The organism is Caballeronia sp. RCC_10, from assembly GCF_041360715.1.
GTDB lineage: Bacteria > Pseudomonadota > Gammaproteobacteria > Burkholderiales > Burkholderiaceae > Caballeronia > Caballeronia grimmiae.
The window spans coordinates 26,136-51,587 of record NZ_JBFUPT010000024.1 but is presented as its reverse complement, the minus strand read 5'-3'; the positions used below and the strand labels follow the sequence as shown (position 1 = coordinate 51,587).

The window sequence follows — 25,452 nt, the reverse complement described above, 5'->3', positions numbered from 1 at the left end:
TTGCCAGCCATTATGGCCGACTCGGACCCCAGCTTTTTCCACTTACCGAGCTGTCCGAATTCCCGGCGCCACCTCTCTTTCTCGTTCGGGACGGTGACAAATAGATAACCGTCGAGGTGGTGCGCGATTTTCCTCAGGTAGCCATCGACAAGATGCGGCGGCACGTGCTCAAGGGTTTCCATTGAAACGGCGACGTCAGAGCGTTCATCTTCGGCGAGCGTCATCTGATCCGGCTGGGTGGCCTCGTAAAAAGTAAAGTTGGCGTGGCCTCCCCATTTCTTTGCAGCAATGTCGAGGCCGCCTTCCCAGTTCGCGTCATAACCTACGTACTTCTTCGGCGCGGCGGGAAGGAACTCGATCAGCTTTCCATCGAAGCAACCTAGTTCGAGCACGCTGTTAATTGCAAAGCGCCGGCGAACCAGCTCGCGCGAAACCCAGTGAAAACGAGCAAGGTGGAAGCGCCCACGAACGCCGCCAGAGAACAACCGTTCGTTATATCCATAGCCATCCTTCATACTTCTCATATGCACCCCACCGCCCGTGATGATTGGAGATGTCGACGAAGCGACGACATCCTAACTAAGCAGAAGTGTTGACGCTGAGCGCATCGAGGAACAATCTAGCTCCGCTTTGCTAGCCTCCGTGTGGGCTACCACACACTGGGGCGTCGTGTACTGCTAATGCAACGTTGCAAGCGTCATAGGTTATCTCGATGCCGTTGCAACTGCGCACAGGAAGCGATCAGTCACTACAACGCAAAAAAGAATCGCCGGTTGGCGGACGGTTTAATGCGCAAGACGGACGCTCCAGATCAAGATTAGCCCAATTTCGAACACCCGCAGTGCAATCGACCACTACGAATCGGCTTCTTTTTCTTTTGGTCGACTTAGCCACAGGGGGCGTTCGCTTCCCGAAAATTTCAGCCGCAATGGCTTTCTACCAGCCACCCAACGTGTTGACCCTTTACGCCATTGGCCACCTTCTCGATCACGCCCGCGATTTCGTGACCGGGGCACGCGGGAACCGCAGAGCAGGCCATTGCCCTTCTACGGTCAGGGACCGGCTATGACCAATTCGCCACGCATGTACTTTGATCAACACCTGCCTGTCGGGCGATTCAGGTATCCCGCGCGACGACTTCCAGAGGACCGTTCGATTTTGAACCCTCCACTGCCCCCATCGTTGGCATTGCTTACTTCTGTTCGTCGAAGGGGTGCGGCGTGGCTCTCACGACGCGCAAATATCCTTGCCAACGGGACCGCAAGGCGACTGCATCGTGAAGGAACTGGATGGGCGATTTTGACAGCAGTGATCCCAACGCTCAACGACGCTGAGCGCCGGCGAACGCAATTTGGCTGTTAGCGCTCGCCCTCTGTGTTTTGTAGTTTCTTCGTTCGCCTGTCCAGGGTTATCATTGGAGGACTTGGGCTGAGAAGAGCGGTATAACGCAACCTTAATAGGGGGCACAATGGTTCGGGCACGCGCAGGCGATGTGATTGTTCTTGGGTTTACGCGTTGGAACACTAAGAAGTTGCAAAGCGGCGAGGAGATCGTATTCAATGGGGATACGATAGGACTGCCAGGGCAAACGATCGTCGTAGTTGTACGTGATACGGACGATCAAATCCTCGGGGAGATGCACAAAATCATGGCTGTGCATCAGCCATGACGCTTCCCGTACAAATTGGCGGGGCAGCGGGCGGGAAGGCGTCAAGCTCCGAGCGGTAGACTGCTTGGCGAGTTCGTACTTAGGGTGATGAAGTGCCTAGACAAAGGCTACTGTTAGCCACGTGAGCCGTGTGACACTCATTTTGAGTTCGGCAACGGCCTACGTGACAGAGGCAGGTAATTGTGCCTCCTGTGCGAGGTTCCACCAATACCGCCCACGTTCGGTCTTGAATTTTGTAAGACCTTGCACACATGAGATGAGGTCCGATGAAAGTCGATTCGACCGCCGACTTTCGTATTCCTCAGGCCGCTTCAACAGAACAGATCAGTCCGCGGGGAGGTATCAAGGGACATGAGCGGCGAGGGATCTTCGCGCAGTTTTCGATGGAATGGCGCCGTACAACTTAATTGTCTTGGAGTAAATGTGCCGTCCGGTTTGCTGTGCGTATACGCATATTAATCCGGCTGTCTCGATGGAAGACTACTTTGTAGGCAAGCCGCTCCGATTAGCCGTGTTGTGACCGCTGGCCCATGGGCAGTGTGATAAGGGAGTAGCATTGACTTCACATCTAAATGCGTTGAGGCAACGGCTGCTGCGCGTCCACTCTGACCATCTACGGGCGGCGAAGGGGATGGGAAGGGTCGCGACATTCGTCTTGCTAGGCCGTGCTGCCGGCGCATGCAAGGAGATGGTCATTGCCTACCGGTATGGTACCGGCAACGTCGTCGACGCATACCAGATCGCGCTTACACTCGTGTCGTGGCTGCCCGGCGCGTGTTCAGCGGTGTTTGCCATAATCCTAGTACCGCTGTTCGTCGACCTGCGCAAAGACTCGTCCAGCGAAGAATCGTCATTTCTGGGGGAGTTGCTAGGCTGGAGCTTGCTTGTCGGCTTAGCGCTTACTTTTATGATTTACGTCGGTTCTCGGCTTGCTCTCAACATCATGGCCAGCCAACTCGCGTTGGCGACACGTGATATGGCGCATCACATGATGCTGGTGATGGCTCCAGTCGGTGTTCTTATCATGGTAGAAAATGCGTATTCGACCCGGCTCCAGTCGCGTGAACGCCACATCGTGACTCTGCTCGACAGTCTGCCGGCCGTAATGACACTTCTGCTTGTGCTTCTGATAAGCGTTGGCAACGCAATGGTGCCTCTGATGTATGGGGCGGTGTTGGGGTATGCTGCCATGGTGGCCTTGCTTTCGCCGCTTGCTGGCAAAGTCAACGGCAGATACAGTCGGCCTTCGCTCACCTTCAACTCGCGTCACTGGCGCCCGACGTTTCGCGCGGTGAGGGTTTTTATGTGGGGGCAACTCGTTGTGTGTTGCACCCCGGCGCTGGATCAGTACTTCGCAGCCCGTTTCGGAGACGGTGCAATCGCCACACTCGGTTATGCTAACCGGTTGTTCGGCCTCATCGCAAGCATGGGCGCGCTCGCGATTGCGCAGGGCACACTACCTGTGCTTTCGGATATTGTCGGAAGGGACGTCGCCAAAGGACGGCGTACCGCCATCCAATGGTCGGTCTTGATGCTGGGCGCGGGAACTCTGTGCGCGCTCGTGATATATCCGCTTGCGCCCTGGATGGTGCAGGTCGTTTACCAGCGGGGCGCGTTCACTGCGGCCAACACGGCCGTCGTCGCAGACTTGATCCGCTGTTCGTTACTCCAGTTACCGTTCTACTTCGCATCGCTCGTGATGATGAATCTGCTCGCGGTCGAAAAACGGTATAAAGGCATGGCTATCGTGACCGCCCTTGGCTTCTTGGTAAAGCTAGGCGGTAATGTAGCGCTGGTTCATTGGCTCGGCATGCCTGGCATACTGGTAGCAACCGGGGTCATGCATGCAGCGATAGTTTGCCTATCCACGGTCACCGTTTGGCGCGCGCGCCCGGAATAATCGTGACCCTGGGTGGTACGGCGGCAATCGGTTAAGCTGAAAGGGCGGCAAAGCATACTGGTCGGGATATCTCCGCGGCTCGAGGACATGTCTTCGTCGCTGCAGAACGCCTTACCGTCTGCGCGCTCACGGCGCACGTTGAAAAGTTTTTTGATTGGTCTGCCAGCATTAACGCGTTGGACAATTCGTCACTGTGTACGCTGTCGCACCGTTACGAACATCCGTTTCCTCCTAACCTGAACCGCAGGCACAGCTTCTAGACGTCGACGCGGGACAGCGCGCGCATTTACCGGCACTTCCGACCGAAGGACGTTTTGCGCACTTCTTGACTACGTGACTTAATTCTGGGGAGACTGCGCCACAATGGATCGACTTCTTAGAGCAACGCTCCGTCCGGAAGCTACGACAGCCATGCAAAGCCCCACGTCTGTCCAGTTTGAAGTCTTATGCGACATCGAGAGCTTCCGGTCGCTCGAGCGAGAATGGACGGAGCTTCATGAACGCGCCTGCGGAGAATACTTCCAGTCATTCAATTTTTGCCATAGCGCGCTTGTCGCTGAAGACACGGGGTCGCGCCGGAAGTTGCACTGTATTGTGGGCAGGCGCGATGGAAGGGTTGTCACAATTTGGCCCCTGTTCACCGTCAACAGGAGTTGGTGCACTTTTGCAGAGCCGCTGACTCCGCCAAATAGGTCGCCCAGCGATATCCTTGTCGCGCCCGAAGCCGATCGGGAGAGAATCGTTGAGTCGGCCTGGAGCGCAGCAGTTAACACAAGTCGTGCTGACGTCTTCGAACTCTGGCGCGTCAGAAAGACATCGCCCCTTTACGCCATTGTTTCCGGCAGTCAAGCAGTGAGGCGTGAGTTAGAGGATACTACCCCCTTCTCACGACTGCGCGCAGTGCAGGACTGGAAGTTATTCTGTCGGTCTCGCCCAGGCCGCGAGAAGAACGCGCCTGAATACCTTATGCGGCGGCTGGCAAGGCATGGAGAATTCATGGTTGAACATGTCGAACCGTCGGACCATCGGCTCCCTGCTTTCATCGAATGGTTCGTGGCGCAAAAGCGAATATGGGCCGTTGAGAAAGGGATCCCAAGCGAGTGGACGCACTCGGATGCCAGCCTTAAATTCTGGACAGCACTTCTTGCGGGCGAATACGCAAGTTCTAGCAGCTTTCAGTTTTTCATATTGACACTGGAGGGAAAGCCGGTCGCCGCCAACGTTTTAGCGACGACTGGTCAATGCGCCTACCTGGTCGCTACTACCTACGATATGAGATACAGCAAACTGTCACCGGGTACGGTGCTTGTCGACGAATGCGTTGGGTTGGCGTTTAGGAACGGGCTCGATTTTGATTTTGGACCAGGTGAGCAGCGATACAAGACGTCTTGGAGCGCGGGCGGTGGCTACGCAACATCGTCTTTTATTGTGCTATCGTCCCCTCGGGGAAAAGCAGGCTTTGTTGCTAAGCAGTTAATGAACAACACTCGCGCCAGTACTGCGCGCCTCGCTAGCCAGGTTTTTCCGAAGCGCCGAACGACCATGCAGTGACATAGTTCCAGCACGACGCCCAGACGCGAACAAACGAATCAGTTTGAGGAGATCTGCGACGATCCGAGATGCACTGAAAAAACGTCATCAGACCTTCGATAAACCGGACTGATCGAAACATAGACATCGTGGATTTCAGCAACGGGGATACCGGCTTCCCCTTTCGTCTAACCAGTCGCACCGATGTGCGCCCAACGTTTGAGGCGCGTAGTTCCTTTTTGGAACGCCCACACCTGGAGTGGCTCATTCAACTGTGCTGCACTTTAGTCGCTCGACAACTCGACCCGCAACTCGCCGACGGCTATCACGTTGCCGTCAGGCGAACTTGCTCCGTTGACCCGTATCAACGATACGACGACTTCTTTCAAGTCGGCAGACGTCATGCGTTGCAGAGCCTCGTTCGCACGCATGACGATGGAACCACCGCCATGATGGCTTGCCGCTGAGATTTCGAACGGGCCAACGGTGCCAACAAACTGCGACGCGCTACTGGCGTCCGCGTCTCCCGTCGCGGGCAAGTTGACGTACACGTTGTAGAAATAGCCCCCGCTTTTTCCTAGTGACGTCACAGCTACAGCGTCGAAGACTATGTTCACGAATTTGAACTGCGGTGTCGCGGCCTGAGGGCTGGACAAGGTGGAGGCGCCCCCCAAAGGAATTCCCGCGACAGTGTTCTGCAGAGCCGTTATGTCGGGTGCCATGAGAGAGACGAGGGCACTCACCGAGCTCTCGTTGAGTTTGACGTCTGCCACACCGCCTATCGAGCGTCGATTAGCAGTGATCTGGCGCGGCGCTGTGTTGGAGAATTTGCCAATCGAAGGACGGCCACGAATCGGTGACAACTGCGCTTGCACGCGGATAATCTTCCCGCGTTCAGCGCTCGGCGGCAACGCTGCCGGTAGATTCTGGTTGTCATATTGATAACCGAGAAGCGATGGCTGATACGTTTTCGACTTCGCGATGGTCAGCGCTGAAGCGTACGTGAAAGTACCGGACCAGTACGAATTCGATGGTGCTGGATAGTTGGTTCGTGCTAAGCCTGCCCATGCGTCGAAAAGTCGGTCAACGTTCGCATGATGCAGATAGAATATAGGATCGGTGGGCGACTGCAGGTCTGCCATCCAACCACCAATGATGTTATGTATCGGATTGTGCGGTGCGGACTCGAATGACACTTCATACGAGTTACTGGTTCCACGCTGGAAGTTGTTCATCGTTGTCGAAAAGGGGGCCATTGTTAGCGCACTGCGAACATTCGAATTGACACGACCAGCAACATATAGTGGATTACCCGTTGCGCTATCTAGAAAATCGCTCGGAATTGAAGGGTACGAGTAGTAGTCCCAATACGGCAAGGTTAGATTCATATCGCCTGAAACGGCGCGCAACTGCTGTTCGAAATAGTAAAGATAGCCTCGATGCCACGTGAAGAAAAACGGCGCCGTATGGGGGCAATAATTGGCGTGAACGTTGACCCAGTACGCCCACGACGTTGGCTTTGTCACGTCGCTGACGCCCCTCATTGTCTTTATAGCGTTGAGGAACGATGTATATTGTGGGGTCGTACGAAATGCCTGCCATTCGAGCCTCACACGGTTTGTCGTAGCAGCTGCGGCGGGGAGGGGCAGCGACATCAGTGCTACGGCAGAACCGGACGTCTTTAGGAAAGCGCGGCGGGTACGAAAGTTGGTTGTCATAAGTGCCTCCCTAATGGCGGCTAGCTTTGAGGGCTGGGCGCGTGGCAAAGCGCGAATGCAGCCATCGCAGTTCAGTGTCTTTTGACCCATATGCAACTTGCTATACGATACTCGGGGTCGCTTAAGCGGTACTGCCTTGTTAGATGGAAACGTGGGCGACCGCACATTAATTCCTGTAATGGTCTAGTCTCCCGCACAGGAAGAAGAGCCGATTTGCGGAGGATGGCATGAACGTTTTCCGGTCCTTCGGGGCTGCTACAGCCAATGTTGTTATGGAATTCCGATCGAAGCCTCTCGCGAAGGGAGACGTTCGTATTTATTCTAACGAGCAGCATCCTCATAGCGCGCTGAAATACCGCTCGCCACGCGAGTTTAGGCTCAGGGCCGATCTATCAACTCGAGCTTGAGGCGGTGTCCGGGGATATGCGGGCAATCCACCAACGTTGCATCGCACGTTGATGCAAGGAGCGTATGCTTCCCTAACGGTTAGACGTTGAGTTGTAGAATTTCGGGGCTCCATGCATCGGAGATTGCCTTGAAGAAAAGGAGATTCACGGAAAGTCAGATCGTCGCGGTGCTCAAAGAAGGCGAAGCCGGTGTCCCGGTTGCCGGACTTTGCCGCACGCACGGCATCAGTAACGCCACCTATTACTTGTGGTAGAGCAAGTATTCCGAGGTCCAGGTTTCGGAATTGCAGCGACTTCGCGAACTGGAGGCAGAGAATCAGCGGCTAAAGCGCAGGTACGCGGATTTGGCGTTGGTGGACGTCGCAATAAAGGACGCTCTGAATCGAAAATCTTGACGCCGTCGGCCAAGCGCGAAGTGGCAACGCAGCTGGTGCAAGCCAAACTGTCGATTACCCGCGCCTGTCAGATTACCGGCCTTCGCGGGCGGCGTACTACAAGAGGCCAGGCCAGCAGCAGCAGCCGAACGTGATGCCGAGGTCATTGATGCGCTCACTGGCATCGTGAGTCGGTACGGCCGTTGGGGCTTTTGGGAGTGCTATGACCGGCTGCGGCTTGATGGCCGCAACTGGAACCATAAAAGGCTGCACAGGGTGTATTGCGCGATGGGGCTGAACCTGCCGCGACGCTGCAAGCGGCGCTTGCTTGATCGGCCTCGCCAGCCGTTGGACTTGGCCACAGAGCCGAACCGCTGTTGGGCTCTCGATTTTACGCACGACGCCTTGTACTGCGGCAGGCGATTCCGAACGCTAAATGTGATCGACGAAGCGAACCGCGAATGGTTGGCAATCGAGATTGGCACGTCGATCCCCTCGGCTCGCTTGATTCGCGTGTTGAACCGGCTTGTGGAGTGCCACGGTATGCCTGAGGCGATTCGTTTGGATAACGGCTCGGAGATGATCTCTCACGCGTTCACTCAATGGGCGCAAACAAAGGGCATTGCGGTGCGCTACATCCAGCCTGGGAAGCCCAACCAAAGCGCTTTCATCGAGCGCTTCAACCGAACCTATCGAACGGAGGTGCTGGATGCTCGCCTGTTCGACAATTTGCGGCAAGTCCAAAGCATCACGGACAACTGGCTGATCGACTACAACGAATATCGCCCTCGTGATTCTCTGGGCGGCCTACCGCCGGCGCAAGCATGCCGCGGCTAACCATGGTCGGAAACGTCTACATGACGATGTCTACTTGGCGGGGAAGCGTACGGGAGAATCTCCGGCTCATACCACTAATTTTCGCATGGTAAACCCGCGGTTTGCGGAGCGAAGCCTCGCCGGCGCGAAAACATGCACCATCGCGTCTGGTTTTCGGAGCGACGGGGAAAGATGACCAGCCGCACCGGCTGTGCGACTATGCAGTGCTCGAAAGGCCCACTCGGCTGCCAGGTCAATGTTTGATGAACCGTTTCCAACGCTGAATGAACTTCGACAACTCCGGTTTACCGCGTACCGCCTCCTTGAAATTGTCAAATGCCTTCCATATAATTGGCACTCACTGCACGAGAGTGCTAACAACATATCCGTCCGACGGGTTTCTTCCCAAAGGACGGGCTTTCCCGCGTTTTCAGTCTCAATCTAGAGAGGAGTGTGTATGAACCTTCGTCCTTTGCACGATCGCGTCATCGTCAAGCGTCTGGACCAGGAAACCAAGACCGCATCCGGCATCGTGATCCCGGAAGCAGCGGCAGAGAAGCCGGACCAAGGCGAAATCTTGGCCGTCGGCCCGGGCAAGCGCGATGACAAGGGCACGCAGAACGCCCTCGACGTGAAGGTGGGCGACCGCGTGCTCTTCGGCAAATACGCCGGCCAGACCGTCAAGGTCGACGGGCAGGAACTGCTCGTCATGCGCGAAGAAGACATCATGGCCGTTCTGGTCAGCAAGTAAGCATCCTTCCTGTTAGCCGGGCTTCGCGCCGACAGGGCGGCGAGGCCGGCACACTGAATCGAATCAAGGAGTCTGGATATGGCAGCTAAAGAAGTTATTTTTGGCGATTCCGCACGCGCCAAGATGGTCGAAGGCGTGAACATCCTGGCCAACGCGGTCAAGGTCACGCTGGGTCCGAAGGGCCGCAATGTCGTGCTCGAGCGTTCGTTCGGCGGCCCGACGGTCACCAAGGACGGTGTCTCGGTCGCGAAGGAAATCGAGCTGAAGGACAAGCTCCAGAACATGGGCGCGCAAATGGTCAAGGAAGTCGCTTCCAAGACCAGCGACAACGCCGGCGACGGCACCACGACCGCTACGGTCCTGGCGCAATCCATCGTTCGCGAAGGCATGAAGTACGTCGCATCGGGCATGAACCCGATGGACCTGAAGCGCGGTATCGACAAGGCGGTTGCTGCTGCAATCGAAGAACTGCGCAAGATCAGCAAGCCCTGCACGACGAACAAGGAAATCGCGCAAGTCGGCTCGATCTCGGCAAACAGCGACACGTCGATCGGCGAGCGTATCGCTGAAGCGATGGACAAGGTCGGCAAGGAAGGCGTGATCACCGTCGAAGACGGCAAGTCGCTGCAAGACGAGCTGGACGTCGTCGAAGGCATGCAGTTCGACCGCGGCTACCTGTCGCCGTACTTCATCAACAACCCGGACAAGCAAGTCGCCGTTCTGGAAAACCCGTTCGTGCTGCTGCACGACAAGAAGGTTTCCAACATCCGCGATCTGCTGCCGGTGCTGGAACAAGTCGCGAAGGCGGGCCGTCCGCTGCTGATCATCGCTGAAGACGTCGAAGGCGAAGCGCTCGCAACGCTGGTCGTCAACAACATCCGCGGCATTCTGAAGACCGTCGCCGTCAAGGCTCCGGGCTTCGGCGACCGTCGCAAGGCCATGCTGGAAGACATCGCGATCCTGACCGGCGGTCAGGTCATCGCTGAAGAAACCGGCCTGACGCTGGAAAAGGCGACGCTGCAAGAGCTGGGTCAAGCGAAGCGCATCGAAGTGGGTAAGGAAAACACCACGATCATCGACGGCGCTGGCGAAGCAGCGAACATCGAAGCTCGCGTGAAGCAAGTGCGCAAGCAGATCGAAGAAGCGACCTCGGACTACGACCGTGAAAAGCTGCAAGAGCGCGTGGCCAAGCTGGCCGGCGGCGTTGCGGTGATCAAGGTCGGCGCTGCGACCGAAGTCGAAATGAAGGAAAAGAAGGCACGTGTCGAAGACGCACTGCACGCAACGCGCGCAGCTGTGGAAGAAGGCATCGTGGCGGGCGGCGGTGTTGCGCTGATCCGTGCTCGCCGTGCAATCGACGGCCTGAAGGGTGCGAACCCCGACCAGGACGCAGGTATCAAGATCGTCCTGCGTGCGATGGAAGAGCCGCTGCGCCAGATCGTCACGAACGGCGGCGAAGAAGCATCCGTCGTGGTGGCGGCTGTTGCTCAGGGTTCGGGCAACTACGGCTACAACGCGGCAACGGGCGAGTACGGTGACCTGGTGGAAGCCGGTGTCGTCGACCCGACCAAGGTGACGCGCACGGCGCTGCAAAACGCGGCATCGGTGGCAGGCCTGCTGCTGACGACCGACGCAGCCGTCGCCGAACTGCCGAAGGAAGATGCACCGATGCCTGGCGGCATGCCCGGCGGCATGGGCGGCATGGGCATGGACATGTAAGCTGGCTTCGGCCGGTGATGTCCGCGCGGGCTTCGTTTCTCCGGAAGCAAAGTCTGCGCAGCCAAAGAAAACCCGCAGCGATGCGGGTTTTTTTTCGCCTGTCGAAAGCGCGGCCCTACTTATTCATCTGCTCACGCAGATTCTGCGCCGCCGCTTTGTAGTCGTAAGTCGGATAAAACTCGGTCGTATATCCGCCCCACGCAGTCGTTTCGATCGCGCGATTCACTTCGCGCAACCGCTCGGCCGGCACCCGCAGCGTCACCACCTGACCGATGCCCATCATCACGTACCACGACACCACTTCGATTCCCGGCGGCGGAAACGTCTTAAAGAAGCCTTGCTCCTTCAACTGCTCGTTGATCTTCGGCAGCGGCTTCGACTGATCGTGCTTGAGGAAGATGGTCAGCAGGAACGTGCCGTCGCCGGCGGGCGTCGCGGGTGGAGGCGGTGGCGCGGCGGTCTGCGCGTGCACGGGCAACGCTATCTGAAGCAGCGAAGCGAACATCGTGATCTGAACGAGGCGTGCAATCCGTCGTGCCGACTTGTGCATCGGGCATTCTCCTTTCGATTGAGCGAAAGCTGAACCGCGCTTAGCGGTGATGAAGCCGCAACCGTTCCATCAGATGCAGCGCATTGGGCTGGGCGTTGCCTTGCGCGGTGTTGTCGAAGATGCACCAGACTTCGGCGCTTTTCTTCGCGCGTGCCTGCAGCGTGTGCGCGAGATGGTCGAGATACGTGTAGTCGTAGGAAGACTTGTACAGCTCGGGCGAGCCGTGCAAGCGCACATAAACGAGCGATGCATCCGCCCGATGCTTGATCTCGCAGTCATCGGGAATCGGATCGGCATCGACATAGGCGATGTGATGCGCTTTCAAGAGCGCCGCCGCATCGGCGGTGAACCATGTCGGATGCCGCGCCTCGCATGCGACCGGCAGTTTCGTGCGCTCGCGCAGCGCCTTGAAGAACGTGTCGGCCAGATCGTGCTCGAAGGGCAGGCTCGGCGGCAGTTGCGTGAGCCAGCAGCCCAGCTTGTCGCCGAGCTGGCTGGCGGCGAGCAGGAATTCGTCGATGAGCGCTTCCGTGTCGACGAGCCGCGCGTCGTGGGTGATCGCCTTCGGCAACTTTACCGAGAAACGGAACGATTCCGGCACGCTCTGCGCCCACTTCTCGTAGGTCTGCTCGCGATGCGGTTTATAGAAGCTGGAGTTGATCTCGACGCAAGTGAGCACGCGCCCGTAGCGTTCGATGTGCGAGCCTTCGCCGGGAAAACTCGCGGAGGCCGCGCTCGTCAGTGACCAGCCCGCGCAGCCGATGCGGATCGCGCCTTGCGGGCCGGGCTTTTGCAGATGGGGCAATCGATACGGCATGCGTTCGCGAAGCCTCCCTTATGTGGTCTCCGGCTACCTCGATTCACTGCTTTCTCTTCAGTGCCGCGCTTCTCCCGGCAGCCCGGCCGATTCGTCGGGCAGCGCCGAAGTCTCGCTTTCGTCGTCGGCGTCGTTGGAACGCGCCCAGAAAAAGCGATCCGGCAGATACGCGCCCATCCCCGGACGAAACGCGGCGCGCGCCGCCTGAAACACATACTCTTGCGCCTCGCGGGCGGCCTCAGCAGGCTCCTGACCGTTGGCGAGGAGCGCCGCGACGGCTGCGCCCAGCGTATCGGTCAGCCCCATCACGCGATTCAGCCCGCGATCCCACAGGTCTTGCCGCACCTGGCCTTCTTCGCTATAGAGCGTGTTGACATGCCGATGCGTACCCGTTTCCATCGCCAGAACATATTCGCAGCCTTGCGACAGAATATGGGAGATCGCGGAATCCAGCGTCGGGGCTTCGGCGTCGCTGTCGGGCTGCGCGAGCTGCAAAATCGTGGCGTGATCGGCGATCAGCATGGTCGTTTGCGGCACGAGCAGATCGGCGAGCGATTCGCGCAACTCGTCGGCGGACAGCACGTGTTCGTCGTCGAGCGTGAAGTCGGGCGCGAGGATCAGCGGGACGTCGTCGTAATCGGATACCACCTCGGCAATCGCGGATACGACTTCAGCCCGCGTCGCCGCGCCGATCTTGAACGCGGCGACCGGCATGTCCTCGAGCAACATGCGCGCCTGGGTGGCGACGGTATCGGGATCGAGGCCGGTCACTTCGTCGCAGCTCGCGGAGTCGCGCACGGCATAGCCGGTCAGGACAGTGGCGCCGTGGCAGCCCATGCTCGCGAGCGTCAGCATGTCGGCCTGTATGCCTGAGCCGCCTGTAGGGTCCGAAAGGCCGAACGTCAGAACGATCGGTGGCGAGTCGCCGGTCATGGCAAAAGCGGACATGGTGGATTGGGCACGTGTGGACAATCGGGTCGGGGAGATGCGTTGTTATTGTGCGCGCCACCCCGTTAGATTCGATTATGCGGCCTATTGACGCCCGCCTGTCGCCCGGAACGATGCATTTTCCGCCGGGCGGCGCGTGGCCGTCCCGCTATTCGGGAGAACGCGGGCGGGCGGGCGGCTTGCTAGGCATCCACCCGGCAACACGGTACCATCATGTCCTAATTTCAATCGATCAATCGACGCGGCATAAGTATGGAATACAGAAGCTGGATGTGCCTGATTTGCGGCTGGATCTACGATGAAGAGGCGGGATTGCCGGAAGAGGGCATCGCGCCGGGCACCCGCTGGGAAGACGTTCCGATCAACTGGACCTGTCCCGAATGCGGAGCCCGCAAGGAAGATTTCGAAATGGTCCAGATCTGATCCGCCTATTTACCCGCGCCGCATGGCTTACGTCATGCGGCGCGTGTTTTTTACGGCCTGCGTTTCCGTGCGGAAGCCGTTCAGCCGTGGCTGGCTCGGCTGGTTAGCCGTTTCCCGGGGCTGCTCGCGCAGTTGCGGGTAAAGGCATACGCTTCCAGAGGGCGGGATGCGGCGACTCCCGCCGCAGGCCCGTCGATGATGCAGTTTCACCGCGCGCCGGCGCATCCGCCGCGCACGCGATCTGGCTTGTGAGCGCCCGTTATGACCTCTCGTCCCGATCTACCCGTTCCGATCGAAGCCCTGCCGAATCCGCGAGGCGGCTCCGTGCGACTCGCCGAAATGGCGATCGCGGATGCGCTGCACGCGTTCCAGCGGCAGGGCGAGACAGCGCCCGCCCTGAAGCGCGCGATCGCGGCGCTGAACGCCGCCGGATGGCTACCCGCGCAGCGTTTCGCCGAAGCGCTCGCGCTGGTGGCGCCGATCGGCGATGAATCAGAGCCGACGCGCCAGCGCATCGCGGACGCGCTGCTTGCCTTCGGCATGGCGATCGATCGGCACAATCTGCGCGAGTTGGCGTGCTCGACGGAGCTTTTCCATCACTATCGCGGATTGCACGCGCTGCTTGCCGCGCACACGCGCGTCGCGCCGGTTTCCTACGACGACCTCGCGCTCGCGGGCCGCGCGATCGCCCCGGCCACGCTGCGAGGCGTCGCATCGGAACGGCTCACGCGTGTGCGGGCGCATTACGAGCACACACTGCTGGCGCTGCTGCGCGCGCCCGCCGATCAGCCGCAAGGCGACACCGACGAAACTTTCGCGCGTCTCGACGCCTGCCTCGCGGACCTGGCCGGTCCCGATCCGTACGATTTCTGGCGGCTCGCGTCGTCGACGGTGCGCGCGCTGCGCTCGCGCGGGGGCATTTCCGGACACGCCGACGCCAAGCGCCTGTACGCGCGGTTCAATCTCGTGCTGGCCGATCAGGCGCATGCGTCGTCGTACGCGCCGCGTTCGCTCGTGCGCGCGACGCTCGCGCTGCTGTGGCGCGACTTCGCGCTGTACGGCGCGACGCCGGAAGACGCCGAACACGTCGATGTCCTGCGCGACTACGGCCTGACGGTGGCGTGGCACGTCGCGGCGACGCCGGCTTCCGAGGCGGCATGGGAGCAGGGCGCGGCGCAGGCGAGTGAAGAAAGCACGCGCGATGCGCCCACACGCGACCTCGGCGTGCTGCGCGTCAACGCGGCGGCCTACGAAGACTTTCTGCAGAGTGCGGAAGCGGCGATCGAAGGGTTGGTCGAACGCGGCTCGCAGGCAAGCGAAACCGGCGCGGTCGATGCGTCTTCCGCGCTGCACGCGGCCGATGCCGCGCATCGGCTGGGCGCGGCGGCGTGCGCGCTCGGGCTCGGCCACGTTGCGCTGCTGGCGGATACGCTCGGGCTCGCGTGGCGGCGCATCGCGCATCAGGGCGACGGCGCGGCCGCCCACGGCGCTGCGGGCGCGCTCGACGCCGCTATCCCCGAACGCGCCGCCCAGACGCTGCGCTCGATGCTGCATCAGGCTGCTGCGGGCATTGCGCCGTCGGAGGGCCGCGCGTCGATCGTTGCGCTCACCGCGATGATCGAGCGGCCCGCGGCCATCGTCCGCTAGGCGTCGTCGTCCTCGATGTCCGGCGTTATTGCGCGTTTGCCCGGACCGCGCACGACGTCGTAGCGCAACAGCGTGCGCTTGCGCGCGGCATCGTGATCGACGATCGGCGGCGGATACGCCACGCCGGGCGCGACCTTCGCCGCCTTCAGCGTGTCGGGCTTCGCGAGCCACGGCCCATGGATGTCGCGATCCGGCAGACCCGCGAGTTCCGGCACGTAATGTCGAATGAACTTGCCCGCCGCGTCGAACTTTCGTGACTGCGTGATCGGGTTGAAGATGCGGAAGTACGGCTGCGCATCGCATCCGCTCGACGCGGCCCACTGCCATCCGCCATTGTTCGACGACAGCTCGAAATCGTTGAGATGCGCTTCGAAATACGCCTCGCCGCGCCGCCAGTCGATACCGAGATCCTTCGACAGAAAGCTCGCCGTCACCATGCGCAGCCGGTTATGCATGTAACCCGACGTATTGAGCTGGCGCATCGCGGCGTCCACCAGCGGATAGCCGGTCCGACCCGCGCACCACGCGGCGAAATGCGCGTCGGCGGCATCGCCCGTTTCCCATTCGATGCGATCGTATTCCGGCTTGAACGCGCGATGATCGCCCGGCACGCCGACGCGCGGAAAGTGATGCAGCACGCCGAAGTAGAAGTCCCGCCAGATCAGCTCGGAAAGCCACGTCGCCGCGCCCCGGTCGCCGTGGCGCTGCGCTTCGTGCGCCATGCGGGCGAGGGCGCGGATCGACACCGTGCCGTGACGCAAATGCACGCCAAGATAGCTCGGACCTTTCTGCGCCGGGAAAGCGCGGGCGTGGTCGTAGTCGGTCATGCGGTCGCGGAAGTCGTCGAAGAGTTCGTACGCGCCGCTCGTGCCGGGCGGAAAAGCAGGGGCGTGAGCGTCCGGGAAACCGAGTTCGGCGAGCGATGGAATGCCCGTGTCGGCTTTGGCCGGCGGTTTCGTCAACGCATGCAGATGATCCTCGGACGCATACGGCGTGAGCGCATCGGGCGTCAGCGTTTCGAGCCACTTGCGCTTGTACGGCGTGAAGACGGTGTAGGGCTTGCCCGCGCCGGTCAGCACGTCGTCGTGATCGAAGATCGCCTGGTCCTTGAAACTGAAGAACGCGACGCCCGCACTCGCGAGCGTCCGGGTAATGGCATCGTCGCGGGCTTTCGCGGACGGCTCGTAGTCGCGGTTCGCGAAAACCGCGTTCGCGCCGCATTCGCGTGCGAGCGCCGGGATGTCGTGAACCGGCACGCCGTGACGCACGATGAGCGCGCCGCCCGCGTCGCGTAGCGTGCGATCCAGCTCGACGATGCTTGCATGAATGAACGCCACGCGACGGTCGTTTCGAGCGAGCGGATCGAGGATTTCCCGGTCGAAAACGAAGGCGCACAGCACCCGGCGGCACCGTGTAAGCGCGTGATAGAGTGCAACATTGTCCGTCGCGCGCAGGTCCCGCCTGAACCACATCAGACCCAGATCAAAGTCGGCCATCCGCCAGCGCCTTTGTTAAAATCCTGAATTATGTCCAAGACTTCCGATCGCATCAATTTGACGAACCAGTTCCTGATCGCCATGCCCTCCATGGCCGATCCGACGTTTTCGGGAACGGTGGTCTACCTTTGCGATCACACCGATCGCGGTGCGCTGGGTCTCGTCATCAACAGGCCGACCGACATCGACCTTCAATCGCTTTTCAATCGCATCGACCTCAAGCTGGAAATCGAACCGCTCGTTCACTTGCCCGTCTATTTCGGCGGCCCGGTGCAGACCGAGCGCGGCTTCGTGCTGCACGAAGAGGGCCAGGGCGAGCCGTACAGCTCGTCGATGAGCGTGCCCGGCGGCCTCGCCATGACCACGTCCAAAGACGTGCTCGAAGCGGTCGCGAGCGGCAAGGGCCCCGAGCGCTTTTTGCTGACCCTCGGCCATGCCGGCTGGGGCGCGGGCCAGCTCGAGGAAGAAATCTCGAAGAACGGCTGGCTGACGGTCGAAGCCGATCCGCGCATCATCTTCGAAGTGCCCGCCGAAGACCGGCTCGAAGCGGCGCTGTCGCTGCTCGGCGTGTCGCGCTCGATGCTCTCGGGCGAAGCAGGGCACGCATGAGCCGCGAAGCCACGCTGCTGGCCTTCGACTATGGCGAGAAACGCATTGGTGTCGCCGTCGGCAATACGCTGACGCGCGACGCACGCGCGCTCGCCGTGGTGGAGAATCGCGACCGCGACTATCGCTTCCAGGAAGTGGGCAAGCTGCTCGACGAGTGGAAGCCCGATACGGTCGTCGTCGGCATGCCGATGCATCCCGACGGCACGCCGCATGAAATGAGCGCGCTGGCGAAGCGCTTCGGCAATCAGGTGAACGGCCGTTTCAACGTGCCGGTGCAATGGGTCGATGAGCGCTATTCGTCCGTCGACGCCAAAGCCGACTTGCGCGAGCGCGGCGTGCGCACGAATGCGCGCGGCCGCTTTGACGGCATCGACGCCGAAGCCGCCCGCGTCATCCTTCAACAATATCTCGACGGACTTCCCGACGATCATGAGTTCCATTGACGCCGAGGCGCTTTATCGCACGCTCGTCGAACAGATTCGCGCGGCCTATGGCGCGTCGCTCGCGGCCGAAGACGGCGCGGTGCTCGCGGGTGTCTACAGCGGCGGCGCGTGGCTGGCAGAGCGGCTCGCGAAAGACTTGAACGCGCCGCACTACGGCGTGGTGAACGTGGCGCTGCATCGCGACGACTACGCGAAGAAGGGCCTGCACAGCCAGGCGAGTCCGACCTCGCTGCCGTTCGACGTCAACGGCCGGCGCATCGTGCTGGTCGACGACGTGCTGTCCACCGGGCGCACCGTGCGCGCGGCCATCAACGAGCTTTACGATTACGGCCGCCCGGCGTCGATCGATCTGGCCGTGCTCGCCGATCGCGGCGGGCGCGAAATGCCGATCGCGGCGCGCTTTACCGGCGGCAGCGTCGACGTTCCCGCAGGCGAAGACCTCGTGCTCGCGCGCCAGAACGGCGACACGTTCGCTTTCACAACTGAACCCCGCGCGCAGTAACGCGCGCTCTGCGCGGGTTGCACGGCGGCCCGCGTTCGCAAGTCTCCATCTTCGAAAGAAATACCTGGGATCACCATGAACACCGCCACCCAGAGCGCAGCCGAGACTGGCGCGCAGCATTCCGACAAGGCCAGCGAAAAGTTCCGCTACGGCTTTCTGAAAGGCAATCCGCAACTCACGAAGAACGGTGAGTTGAAGCACCTGTTGACCATCGAAGGCTTGCCGCGCTCCATCGTCACGCACATCCTCGATACCGCCGAGCAGTTCGTGAGCGTGACCGATCGCGAAGTGAAGAAGGTGCCGCTTCTGCGCGGCAAATCGGTGTTCAACCTGTTCTTCGAGAACTCGACGCGCACGCGCACCACGTTCGAAATCGCCGCGAAACGGCTGTCGGCGGACGTGCTGAATCTGAACATCAACGCGTCGTCGACGAGCAAGGGCGAATCGCTGCTCGATACGATCAACAACCTCTCCGCGATGCATGCCGACATGTTCGTCGTGCGTCATGCGTCTAGCGGTGCGCCGTATCTGATCGCCGAGCATTGCGCGCCGCACGTGCACGTGATCAATGCGGGCGATGGCCGTCACGCGCATCCGACGCAGGGCCTGCTCGACATGTACACGATCCGCCATTACAAGCGCGACTTCACGAAGCTACGCGTGGCGATCGTCGGCGACATCCTGCATTCGCGCGTCGCGCGCTCGGACATCCACGCGCTGACCACGCTGGGCGTGCCGGAAGTGCGCGCGATCGGTCCGCGCACGCTGCTGCCGGGCAATCTCGACCAGATGGGCGTGCACGTCTATCACAACCTCGACGAAGGGTTGAAGGGCGTCGACGTGATCATCATGCTGCGCTTGCAAAACGAGCGCATGAGCGGCGCGCTCTTGCCGTCCGCGCAGGAGTATTTCAAGAGCTGGGGCCTGACGCCCGAGCGGCTCGCGATCGCCGCGCCCGATGCGATCGTCATGCATCCGGGGCCGATGAATCGCGGCGTGGAAATCGATTCGCAAGTGGCCGACGGCCCGCAGTCGGTGATTCTGAATCAGGTGACGTTTGGCATCGCCGTGCGCATGGCGGTGATGGGCATCGTGGCCGGCAACAGCGATTAATGAAAACGACATGAAGATCCAGATTCAAGGCGGCACGATCATCGATCCGGCTGCGGGCACGGAAGCGCGCAAGGACGTATTCATTGCGGCGGGCAGGATCGTCGCGATCGGCGACGCGCCCGCCGATTTCAACGCGGCGAAAATCATCGACGCGACGGGCTTGTACGTCGCGCCGGGCTTCGTCGATTTGTCGGCGCGGCTGCGGGAGCCGGGCTTCGAGCACAAGGCGACGCTCGAATCGGAAATGGCCGCGGCGATGGCCGGCGGCGTGACGAGCCTCGTTTGTCCGCCGGACACCGATCCCACGCTCGACGAGCCGGGCCTCGTCGAAATGCTCAAGTTCCGCGCGCAGAAGCTGCATCAGGCACATGTGTATCCGCTGGGCGCGCTGACCGTCGGGCTGAAGGGCGAGTCCATCACCGAGATGGTCGAACTGACGGAAGCGGGCTGCATCGGCTTTTCGCAGGCGGACAACCCGATCGTCGATACGCGCACGCTCCTGCGCGCGCTGCAATACGCGACGACGTATGGCTACACCGTGTGGCTGCGTCCGCAAGACGCCTACATGGCGCGCGGCGGCGTGGCGGCGAGCGGCGCGCTGGCGTCGCGGCTCGGCTTGTCGGGCGTGCCGGTGTCGGCGGAAACCATCGCGCTGCATACGATCTTCGAGCTGATGCGCGTGACCGGTGCGCGGGTGCATCTGTCGCATCTGTCGTCGGCGGCGGGCGTGGCGCTCGTGCGCGCGGCAAAGGCTGAAGGGCTCGCCGTTTCGTGCGACGTGACGATCAACCACGTGCATTTGACGGACCTCGACATCGGCTATTTCGATTCGCAATTCCGCCTCGATCCGCCGCTGCGTCAGCAACGCGACCGCGAAGCGATTCGTGCGGCGCTCGAAGACGGCACGATCGACGCGATCTGCTCCGACCACACGCCGCTCGACGACGACGAAAAGCTGCTGCCCTTCGCCGAAGCGACGCCCGGCGCGACCGGCCTCGAACTGCTGCTTTCGTTGACATTGAAGTGGGCGCGCGAGGCGAACGTGCCGCTCGCGAAGGCGCTGGCGCGCATCACGTCCGCGCCCGCCGATGTGCTAAAGCTGCCGGCGGGCCGCATCGCGACGGGCGCGCTGGCGGACGTCTGCGTGTTCGATGCGGACGCGTCGTGGCGCGTCGATCCGGCGAAGCTCAAGAGCCAAGGACGCAACTCGCCATTCCTCCGCTACGAACTGCCGGCTCGCGTGCGCGCGACGATCGTCGGCGGACATCTCGCCTTCGAGACCCGCTGATCCATGAAGTTCGTGTTGCGCAAGCTGCGCCTGGCGGCTCATCTACTGCGCGGCGCGTGGATCGTGGCGCGGCGCTTTCCGCACTCGACGGCGAGCGAGCGCATGGCGATGAATCGCGCGTGGTCGCTGGAGATGCTGCGGCTCGCGGGCATGAAGCTCGTCGTGCATAACGACGGCGCGCGGCTCGATGCGGGCGTGCTCGTCATCGGCAATCACGTTTCGTGGATCGATATCTACGTGATCAACGCGTGGCGTCCGACGCCGTTCGTCTCGAAGGCCGAGATTCGCAAGTGGCCGGTGGTCGGGTGGCTGGCGGATCAGCTCGGGACGGTGTTCGTGCAGCGCGAGAAGCGCAGCGACGCGAAGCGCATCATGCACGAACTCGCCGATCGGCTGCTCGCGGGCGAAACGATGTTCGTGTTCCCCGAAGGCACCACGAGCGATGGCGTTTCGCTCTTGCCGTTTCACGCGAACATGTTTCAGGCGGCGGTGTCGGCGTCGTGTCCGGTGCAGCCCGTCTGCCTGATGTACGTGGATGCGCGCGGCAGGCAGACGACCGCGCCGGCTTATATCGACGACATGTCGCTCAACGATTCGCTCGATGCGCTCTTGCGCGGCGGCCCGGTCACCGCGCATCTCTACGTGTGCGATCCGCTTGCGCCGGGCGCGGACCGGCGGCTGCTCGCGAGTGAAGCGCAGGCGGCCGTACAGGCGGCGCTAAAGCGGATGCGGGGCGCGCCGACTACATCGGTCGACTTGTCAATCGGTCACTCGGTCGTTACCTCTTCACCCTAGCGCGTTGAGAGATTCCGAACCCAGGTTCGGTGGAGACGCGGGACTGTGTGCGACAGGGCCCGCGAGCACGTTCTCTTTCGAGAACCGTATCGTTGCATAGCCGTAGCCGTCGCTGCGTTGAATTAACCGGCAATAACGATGGGCAACGCCTTGCACGACAGTATCGAACTTCTGGATGTTGAAGCTTCCGGTGGCGCGAACGGCCACCCGGCCTATGTGTGTGCCCACCTTTTTGCCGGCGCGTACTTCGGCCCTCACCAGGTCGCCAGTCTGGAATCCGTGGACACGCTTCGTTCGTGTCATGTATCCCCGCGGGAAGCCGTACCGGTCAAGCCGGGTGCGCTGGTAGCTGCCCCGGCCGGTGCAGGCTATAAAAAGCGTCGGTCGCTTCCAGCCGGTCAGAAAAGATAGTGCACCGACACATGCAGCATCGAGCGCATGCGTTTTCGGTACGCCTAGCTCGGTCCGATTGTATTTGGTGCGCCCACCGGAGCCTAGCTCCAATGACATACCGGTCGCTTTGAGCGCGCTTGTCAACGCCCATCGAGTGGCGTTCACCGCTGCCGCATCCTTCAGCGGACGCTTTGATTGAGCCAAGATGCCCGCCAGCTGCTTCGGTCGCTTGGCTAAAAACTCGTCTACAAGCAGCGCGCCCTTCGCGCGGTTGCAGGGCTCGCAGGCGAGCGTCAAGTTGGATACACGGTTGCTGCCGCCGCGCGACCGAGCGACGATGTGATCCAACTGCAGCGGAGTGTCTTTCGCGTCACAGTAGGCGCAACGCCGGCCCCACTTCTCCAGCACGTATTCACGAACTTCGTAGCCTGCCAGCGTTCCGTGCTGATACTCCACCCCGCTAACCTCCGGGTTATCCAACAGTTGTGTGTCGAAGCGAACCAGTTCGCTGGAAAGTGCCGCTATCGGTGTCCAGCGTGCAATGCGTTGCACCCATGCCATCGTGGTATCGACCCGATGTTGAAGCGACGGCGGAAGCCATCCGGAAGTCCGCGTGCGGTTCAGGAAGCGCGGCGCACGGTAACGCAAGTTGCCGCGACGCCATCGACGCATGGCGCTGCGGGCCGTGAGCGCTTCACTGATCCGTCGACCGCGATGAACAAGCTCAAACAGGTTCAGCACGGCCGCGCCGCGACGGCGCTCGCCGGTGGCCGTGTCGAGCGTCTCGCTATCAACCACGAGAGCAAGCCCTGTGGCCTTGCTGCCTGGGTCGAGTTTCAGGCGCATCAGTTGAAGCTGGCTGGACGCTCTGTCGCGATCCGTGAGCCGAATGACGAATGGCATCACGCGATGCACACGGGCGCGACCTCGCGCGAGCAACAACCTTGCGCGTTTCTCGCTGCACGGCATCAACGGCCGGCCGTATCGGTCGAGTACGAAAACAGCCACAACCACTCCGGTCCAGATCCAGCCGAAATCCGTCCGGCGCGGTGCCCTTACGGGCCTAGTGACGCATACCTTTTGGTATGGCTCCCCTCGACCATGTTGTGCGGCAGGCGAAGCTTTCGCTTCCGTCGCAGCCCGTTTCGTACCTACCCGGGGCTTGTCTGCTGCTGCGACTTCCAGAGCGTCGAACTGAGGAAGCATTCGACGGTGGGTGTACTGTCTCCGCACAACGTAGCGCCATCGAGCGCTGGGTCTGGTCAATCTCGAGCTCGTCAATACCTCATGAGCTCCGGCGTGTGCCGGGGTGATTGACCGCGCAACTCACCTGCGTGACCACCCGTTCGGCGGGCTCCTTTGTTAGCAGTACCGCTGACAGCTTGTTGCCCCAAACGCAGCCGGAATCAACGCACAACACGTCGTCGCGGATCATCAGGCCTAGCGCGGCCCAATGTCCGAAGACGATCGTCGCATCCTGGGTGCGGCGGTTCGGTGCGTCAAACCACGGAATATAGCCAGGCGGCGCGGTATCGGGGCCGCCGTTGTTGGCGAACTCCATCGCGCCGTCAGCCGTGCAGAAACGGATGCGCGTCAGCGCGTTGTAGGTCACGCGCAAGCGATCCATGCCCTTCAGCGAATCTTCCCAGCGATGCGGCTCGTTGCCGTACAGCTGGGCCAGCGTCGCCTTCCAATTCGGCGCGCGCAAGGCGGTTTCCAGCTCGTGCGCGAGTTCGAGCGTCATCGTCACGTCCCATTGCGGCAGGACGCCCGCGTGAACCATCAGCGCGCCACTTTCGTAATGCGCCACGGGCTTGTGCCGCACCCATTCGATCAGATCGTCAACGTCGGGCGAGGCGAGGATATCGTCGAGCGTGTCGCCTTTCTTCGGCTTGCGCAGCCCGGCCGCGACCGACAGCAGGTTCAGGTCGTGATTGCCGAGCACGACGGTCGCGCGCGAGCCGAGCGCCATCACTTCACGCAGTGTCTCGAGCGACTTCGGCCCGCGGTTGATGAGGTCGCCCGCGAACCAGAGCGGCGTTTCGGGCGAAGGAGCGGCTTTTTCGAGCAGACGATGGTAGGGGTCGCAGCAGCCCTGGAGGTCGCCGAAAACGAGGGGGGCGGAGCGGCTATTGGATGCGTCGGTCATTGAGTGTGTATGCGAAGTGCGTTGTGCAATGCCTGGAGAAACGTCGCATGGATTATCCGGAGATTATGAAACAGGCAATGAAGAGCGTCTGCCGACAATATTGACAGTGACGGCGAGTCGCGCGTTTCACCGGGCCATAGCTTGTGTCAAGTTGTTAGGCTGTCGTTTTTTCACTTCTTGGCTTTATAATTAGCGTCTAACCGTATGGCGGGATTGTGCGCGTCCGGTAAAGATTCCGTGATTGCCTGCAACGCCGGTAGTCAATTTTGTCCACACGATGCGAGCGTTTAGTTCGTTGGACTAGGCAGCTAAAAGGGTATTTATGATTTTCGTGACGGGCGGCGCCGGCTTTATCGGCGCCAATTTTGTTCTGGATTGGCTCAAAGGCTCCGATGAACCCGTGCTCAACGTCGACAAGCTGACGTACGCGGGGAATCTCGGCACGCTGAAATCTTTGAAGGACGACGCCCGCCATCTGTTCGTCCGCGCCGACATCTGCGACCGCGCAGCAATGGATGACCTGCTCGCGAAGCACAAGCCGCGCGCCATCCTTCACTTCGCCGCGGAAAGTCACGTCGACCGCTCCATCCACGGCCCGGCCGATTTCGTGCAGACGAATGTCGTCGGTACGTTCACATTGCTCGAAGCCGCGCGCATGTACTGGAGCGCGTTGCCGGAAGCCGAGAAGCAAGCCTTCCGGTTCCTGCACGTTTCGACCGACGAAGTGTTCGGCTCGCTGTCCGCGACCGATCCGCAATTCTCCGAGACCACGCCGTACGCGCCGAATAGCCCGTATTCCGCGACGAAGGCCGGTTCGGACCATCTGGTGCGCGCGTATCACCATACGTACGGCCTGCCGGTGCTGACGACGAACTGCTCGAACAACTACGGCCCGTATCAATTCCCCGAGAAGCTGATCCCGCTAATGATCGCCAACGCGCTCGCGGGCAAACCATTGCCTGTCTATGGCGACGGCCAGAACGTGCGCGACTGGCTGTACGTCGGCGACCATTGCTCGGCCATCCGCGAAGTGCTGGCCAACGGCAAGTCCGGCGAGACCTACAACGTCGGCGGCTGGAACGAGAAGAAGAATCTCGAGGTCGTTCATACGCTGTGCGATTTGCTCGACGAGAAAAAGCCCAAGGCGAGCGGTTCGTATCGCGATCAGATCACGTACGTGAAGGATCGTCCCGGCCACGACCGCCGTTACGCAATCGATGCCCGCAAGCTCGAACGCGAACTCGGCTGGAAGCCGGCGGAAACGTTCGAAACGGGCCTCGCGAAGACGGTCCAGTGGTACCTGGACAATCAGGCGTGGGCGGACGAAGTCGCTTCCGGCGAATACCGGAAGTGGGTCGAAACGAACTACGCGCAGCGCGCATAAGGGAGCACGGC

22 protein-coding genes and 1 pseudogene are annotated in these 25,452 nt (G+C 61.1%); 14 read left to right on the top strand and 9 right to left on the bottom strand.

From position 1 onward, the window contains the following. Nucleotides 1-515, bottom strand: a 515-nt coding sequence (locus AB6804_RS26610) for a class I SAM-dependent methyltransferase (protein WP_370888985.1), incomplete at its 3' end; no start/stop codon positions are given. A gap of 404 nt (nt 516-919) precedes the next feature. After that, entirely contained in the window at nt 920-1,039 is a 120-nt protein-coding gene (locus tag AB6804_RS26605) for an alcohol dehydrogenase catalytic domain-containing protein (RefSeq protein ID WP_370888984.1), read from the bottom strand. Nucleotides 1,040-2,357: 1,318 nt separating this feature from the next. Here AB6804_RS26605 and murJ point away from each other — a divergent pair. Both murJ and AB6804_RS26595 read left to right on the top strand, forming a co-directional pair. Next, entirely contained in the window at nt 2,358-3,569 is a 1,212-nt protein-coding gene (murJ, locus tag AB6804_RS26600) for a murein biosynthesis integral membrane protein MurJ (protein WP_370888983.1), read from the top strand. Nucleotides 3,570-3,932: 363 nt separating this feature from the next. Continuing rightward, nucleotides 3,933-5,120 carry a GNAT family N-acetyltransferase gene (locus tag AB6804_RS26595; protein WP_370888982.1) on the top strand — a complete coding sequence of 396 codons (1,188 nt, stop codon included), beginning with the start codon at nt 3,933-3,935 and terminating at the stop codon, nt 5,118-5,120. A 263-nt stretch (nt 5,121-5,383) separates the two neighbouring features. Here AB6804_RS26595 and AB6804_RS26590 read toward each other — a convergent pair whose 3' ends face one another. Further along, nucleotides 5,384-6,817, bottom strand: coding sequence for a tyrosinase family protein (locus AB6804_RS26590; RefSeq protein WP_370888981.1), 1,434 nt, complete (start codon nt 6,815-6,817; stop codon nt 5,384-5,386). A gap of 535 nt (nt 6,818-7,352) precedes the next feature. On the opposite strand from AB6804_RS26590, the pseudogene AB6804_RS26585 reads away from it, so the two are divergent. From AB6804_RS26585 to groL, 3 genes and pseudogenes are all read left to right on the top strand, one after another. Beyond that, nucleotides 7,353-8,435 (top strand): annotated as a pseudogene (locus AB6804_RS26585) (IS3 family transposase). 436 nt (nt 8,436-8,871) lie between these two features. Next, entirely contained in the window at nt 8,872-9,165 is a 294-nt protein-coding gene (locus tag AB6804_RS26580; protein WP_035959805.1) for a co-chaperone GroES, read from the top strand. 78 nt (nt 9,166-9,243) lie between these two features. Beyond that, complete coding sequence (gene groL / locus AB6804_RS26575; protein WP_035959804.1) at nt 9,244-10,884, top strand: chaperonin GroEL; 1,641 nt, start codon at nt 9,244-9,246, stop codon at nt 10,882-10,884. Nucleotides 10,885-10,999: 115 nt separating this feature from the next. Here the strand turns inward: groL and AB6804_RS26570 are convergent, their stop codons facing one another. The 3 genes from AB6804_RS26570 to AB6804_RS26560 form a co-directional block, all read right to left on the bottom strand. Further along, nucleotides 11,000-11,389 carry a hypothetical protein gene (locus AB6804_RS26570; RefSeq protein ID WP_370888986.1) on the bottom strand — a complete coding sequence of 130 codons (390 nt, stop codon included), beginning with the start codon at nt 11,387-11,389 and terminating at the stop codon, nt 11,000-11,002. 85 nt (nt 11,390-11,474) lie between these two features. Beyond that, nucleotides 11,475-12,251, bottom strand: coding sequence for a DUF72 domain-containing protein (locus AB6804_RS26565; protein WP_370888980.1), 777 nt, complete (start codon nt 12,249-12,251; stop codon nt 11,475-11,477). A gap of 57 nt (nt 12,252-12,308) precedes the next feature. Next, the gene (locus AB6804_RS26560; RefSeq protein WP_244794749.1) at nt 12,309-13,184 is read right to left on the bottom strand and encodes a hydroxymethylpyrimidine/phosphomethylpyrimidine kinase; all 876 of its coding nucleotides are present in this window, start codon (nt 13,182-13,184) and stop codon (nt 12,309-12,311) included. A 267-nt stretch (nt 13,185-13,451) separates the two neighbouring features. On the opposite strand from AB6804_RS26560, the gene AB6804_RS26555 reads away from it, so the two are divergent. Both AB6804_RS26555 and AB6804_RS26550 read left to right on the top strand, forming a co-directional pair. Beyond that, nucleotides 13,452-13,622 carry a rubredoxin gene (locus tag AB6804_RS26555; protein ID WP_025527884.1) on the top strand — a complete coding sequence of 57 codons (171 nt, stop codon included), beginning with the start codon at nt 13,452-13,454 and terminating at the stop codon, nt 13,620-13,622. Between the two features lie 261 nt (nt 13,623-13,883). Continuing rightward, nucleotides 13,884-15,269, top strand: coding sequence for a hypothetical protein (locus tag AB6804_RS26550; protein WP_370888979.1), 1,386 nt, complete (start codon nt 13,884-13,886; stop codon nt 15,267-15,269). On the opposite strand, the gene AB6804_RS26545 is transcribed toward AB6804_RS26550, so the two are convergent. Continuing rightward, entirely contained in the window at nt 15,266-16,765 is a 1,500-nt protein-coding gene (locus AB6804_RS26545; RefSeq protein ID WP_370888978.1) for a deoxyribodipyrimidine photo-lyase, read from the bottom strand. The genes AB6804_RS26550 and AB6804_RS26545 overlap by 4 nt on opposite strands. Nucleotides 16,766-16,795: 30 nt before the next feature. Between AB6804_RS26545 and AB6804_RS26540 the strand changes: the two genes are divergently transcribed. The 6 genes from AB6804_RS26540 to AB6804_RS26515 all read left to right on the top strand — a co-directional run bounded on the left by AB6804_RS26540 (nt 16,796) and on the right by AB6804_RS26515 (nt 21,515). Next, nucleotides 16,796-17,374, top strand: a complete 579-nt coding sequence (locus tag AB6804_RS26540; RefSeq protein ID WP_035959797.1) for a YqgE/AlgH family protein — start codon at nt 16,796-16,798, stop codon at nt 17,372-17,374. Then, nucleotides 17,371-17,817 carry a Holliday junction resolvase RuvX gene (gene ruvX, locus AB6804_RS26535; RefSeq protein WP_035959796.1) on the top strand — a complete coding sequence of 149 codons (447 nt, stop codon included), beginning with the start codon at nt 17,371-17,373 and terminating at the stop codon, nt 17,815-17,817. Before AB6804_RS26540 ends, ruvX begins: the two co-directional genes overlap by 4 nt. Beyond that, nucleotides 17,804-18,319 carry a bifunctional pyr operon transcriptional regulator/uracil phosphoribosyltransferase PyrR gene (gene pyrR / locus AB6804_RS26530; RefSeq protein WP_035959795.1) on the top strand — a complete coding sequence of 172 codons (516 nt, stop codon included), beginning with the start codon at nt 17,804-17,806 and terminating at the stop codon, nt 18,317-18,319. The genes ruvX and pyrR overlap by 14 nt, the downstream gene beginning before the upstream one ends. A gap of 75 nt (nt 18,320-18,394) precedes the next feature. Beyond that, complete coding sequence (locus AB6804_RS26525) at nt 18,395-19,432, top strand: aspartate carbamoyltransferase catalytic subunit (protein WP_370888977.1); 1,038 nt, start codon at nt 18,395-18,397, stop codon at nt 19,430-19,432. Nucleotides 19,433-19,442: 10 nt separating this feature from the next. Continuing rightward, the gene (locus AB6804_RS26520) at nt 19,443-20,720 is read left to right on the top strand and encodes a dihydroorotase (RefSeq protein ID WP_370888976.1); all 1,278 of its coding nucleotides are present in this window, start codon (nt 19,443-19,445) and stop codon (nt 20,718-20,720) included. A gap of 3 nt (nt 20,721-20,723) precedes the next feature. Then, the gene (locus tag AB6804_RS26515) at nt 20,724-21,515 is read left to right on the top strand and encodes a lysophospholipid acyltransferase family protein (RefSeq protein ID WP_370888975.1); all 792 of its coding nucleotides are present in this window, start codon (nt 20,724-20,726) and stop codon (nt 21,513-21,515) included. On the opposite strand, the gene iscB is transcribed toward AB6804_RS26515, so the two are convergent. Beyond that, nucleotides 21,507-22,916 (bottom strand): RNA-guided endonuclease IscB, encoded by a 1,410-nt coding sequence (gene iscB, locus AB6804_RS26510; protein WP_370888974.1) that lies wholly within the window; start codon nt 22,914-22,916, stop codon nt 21,507-21,509. The genes AB6804_RS26515 and iscB overlap by 9 nt on opposite strands. A 277-nt stretch (nt 22,917-23,193) precedes the next feature. Beyond that, nucleotides 23,194-24,057, bottom strand: a complete 864-nt coding sequence (locus tag AB6804_RS26505) for a symmetrical bis(5'-nucleosyl)-tetraphosphatase (protein ID WP_370888973.1) — start codon at nt 24,055-24,057, stop codon at nt 23,194-23,196. A gap of 322 nt (nt 24,058-24,379) precedes the next feature. Between AB6804_RS26505 and rfbB the strand changes: the two genes are divergently transcribed. After that, nucleotides 24,380-25,441, top strand: coding sequence for a dTDP-glucose 4,6-dehydratase (gene rfbB, locus AB6804_RS26500; protein ID WP_370888972.1), 1,062 nt, complete (start codon nt 24,380-24,382; stop codon nt 25,439-25,441). Nucleotides 25,442-25,452: the final 11 nt, after the last annotated feature.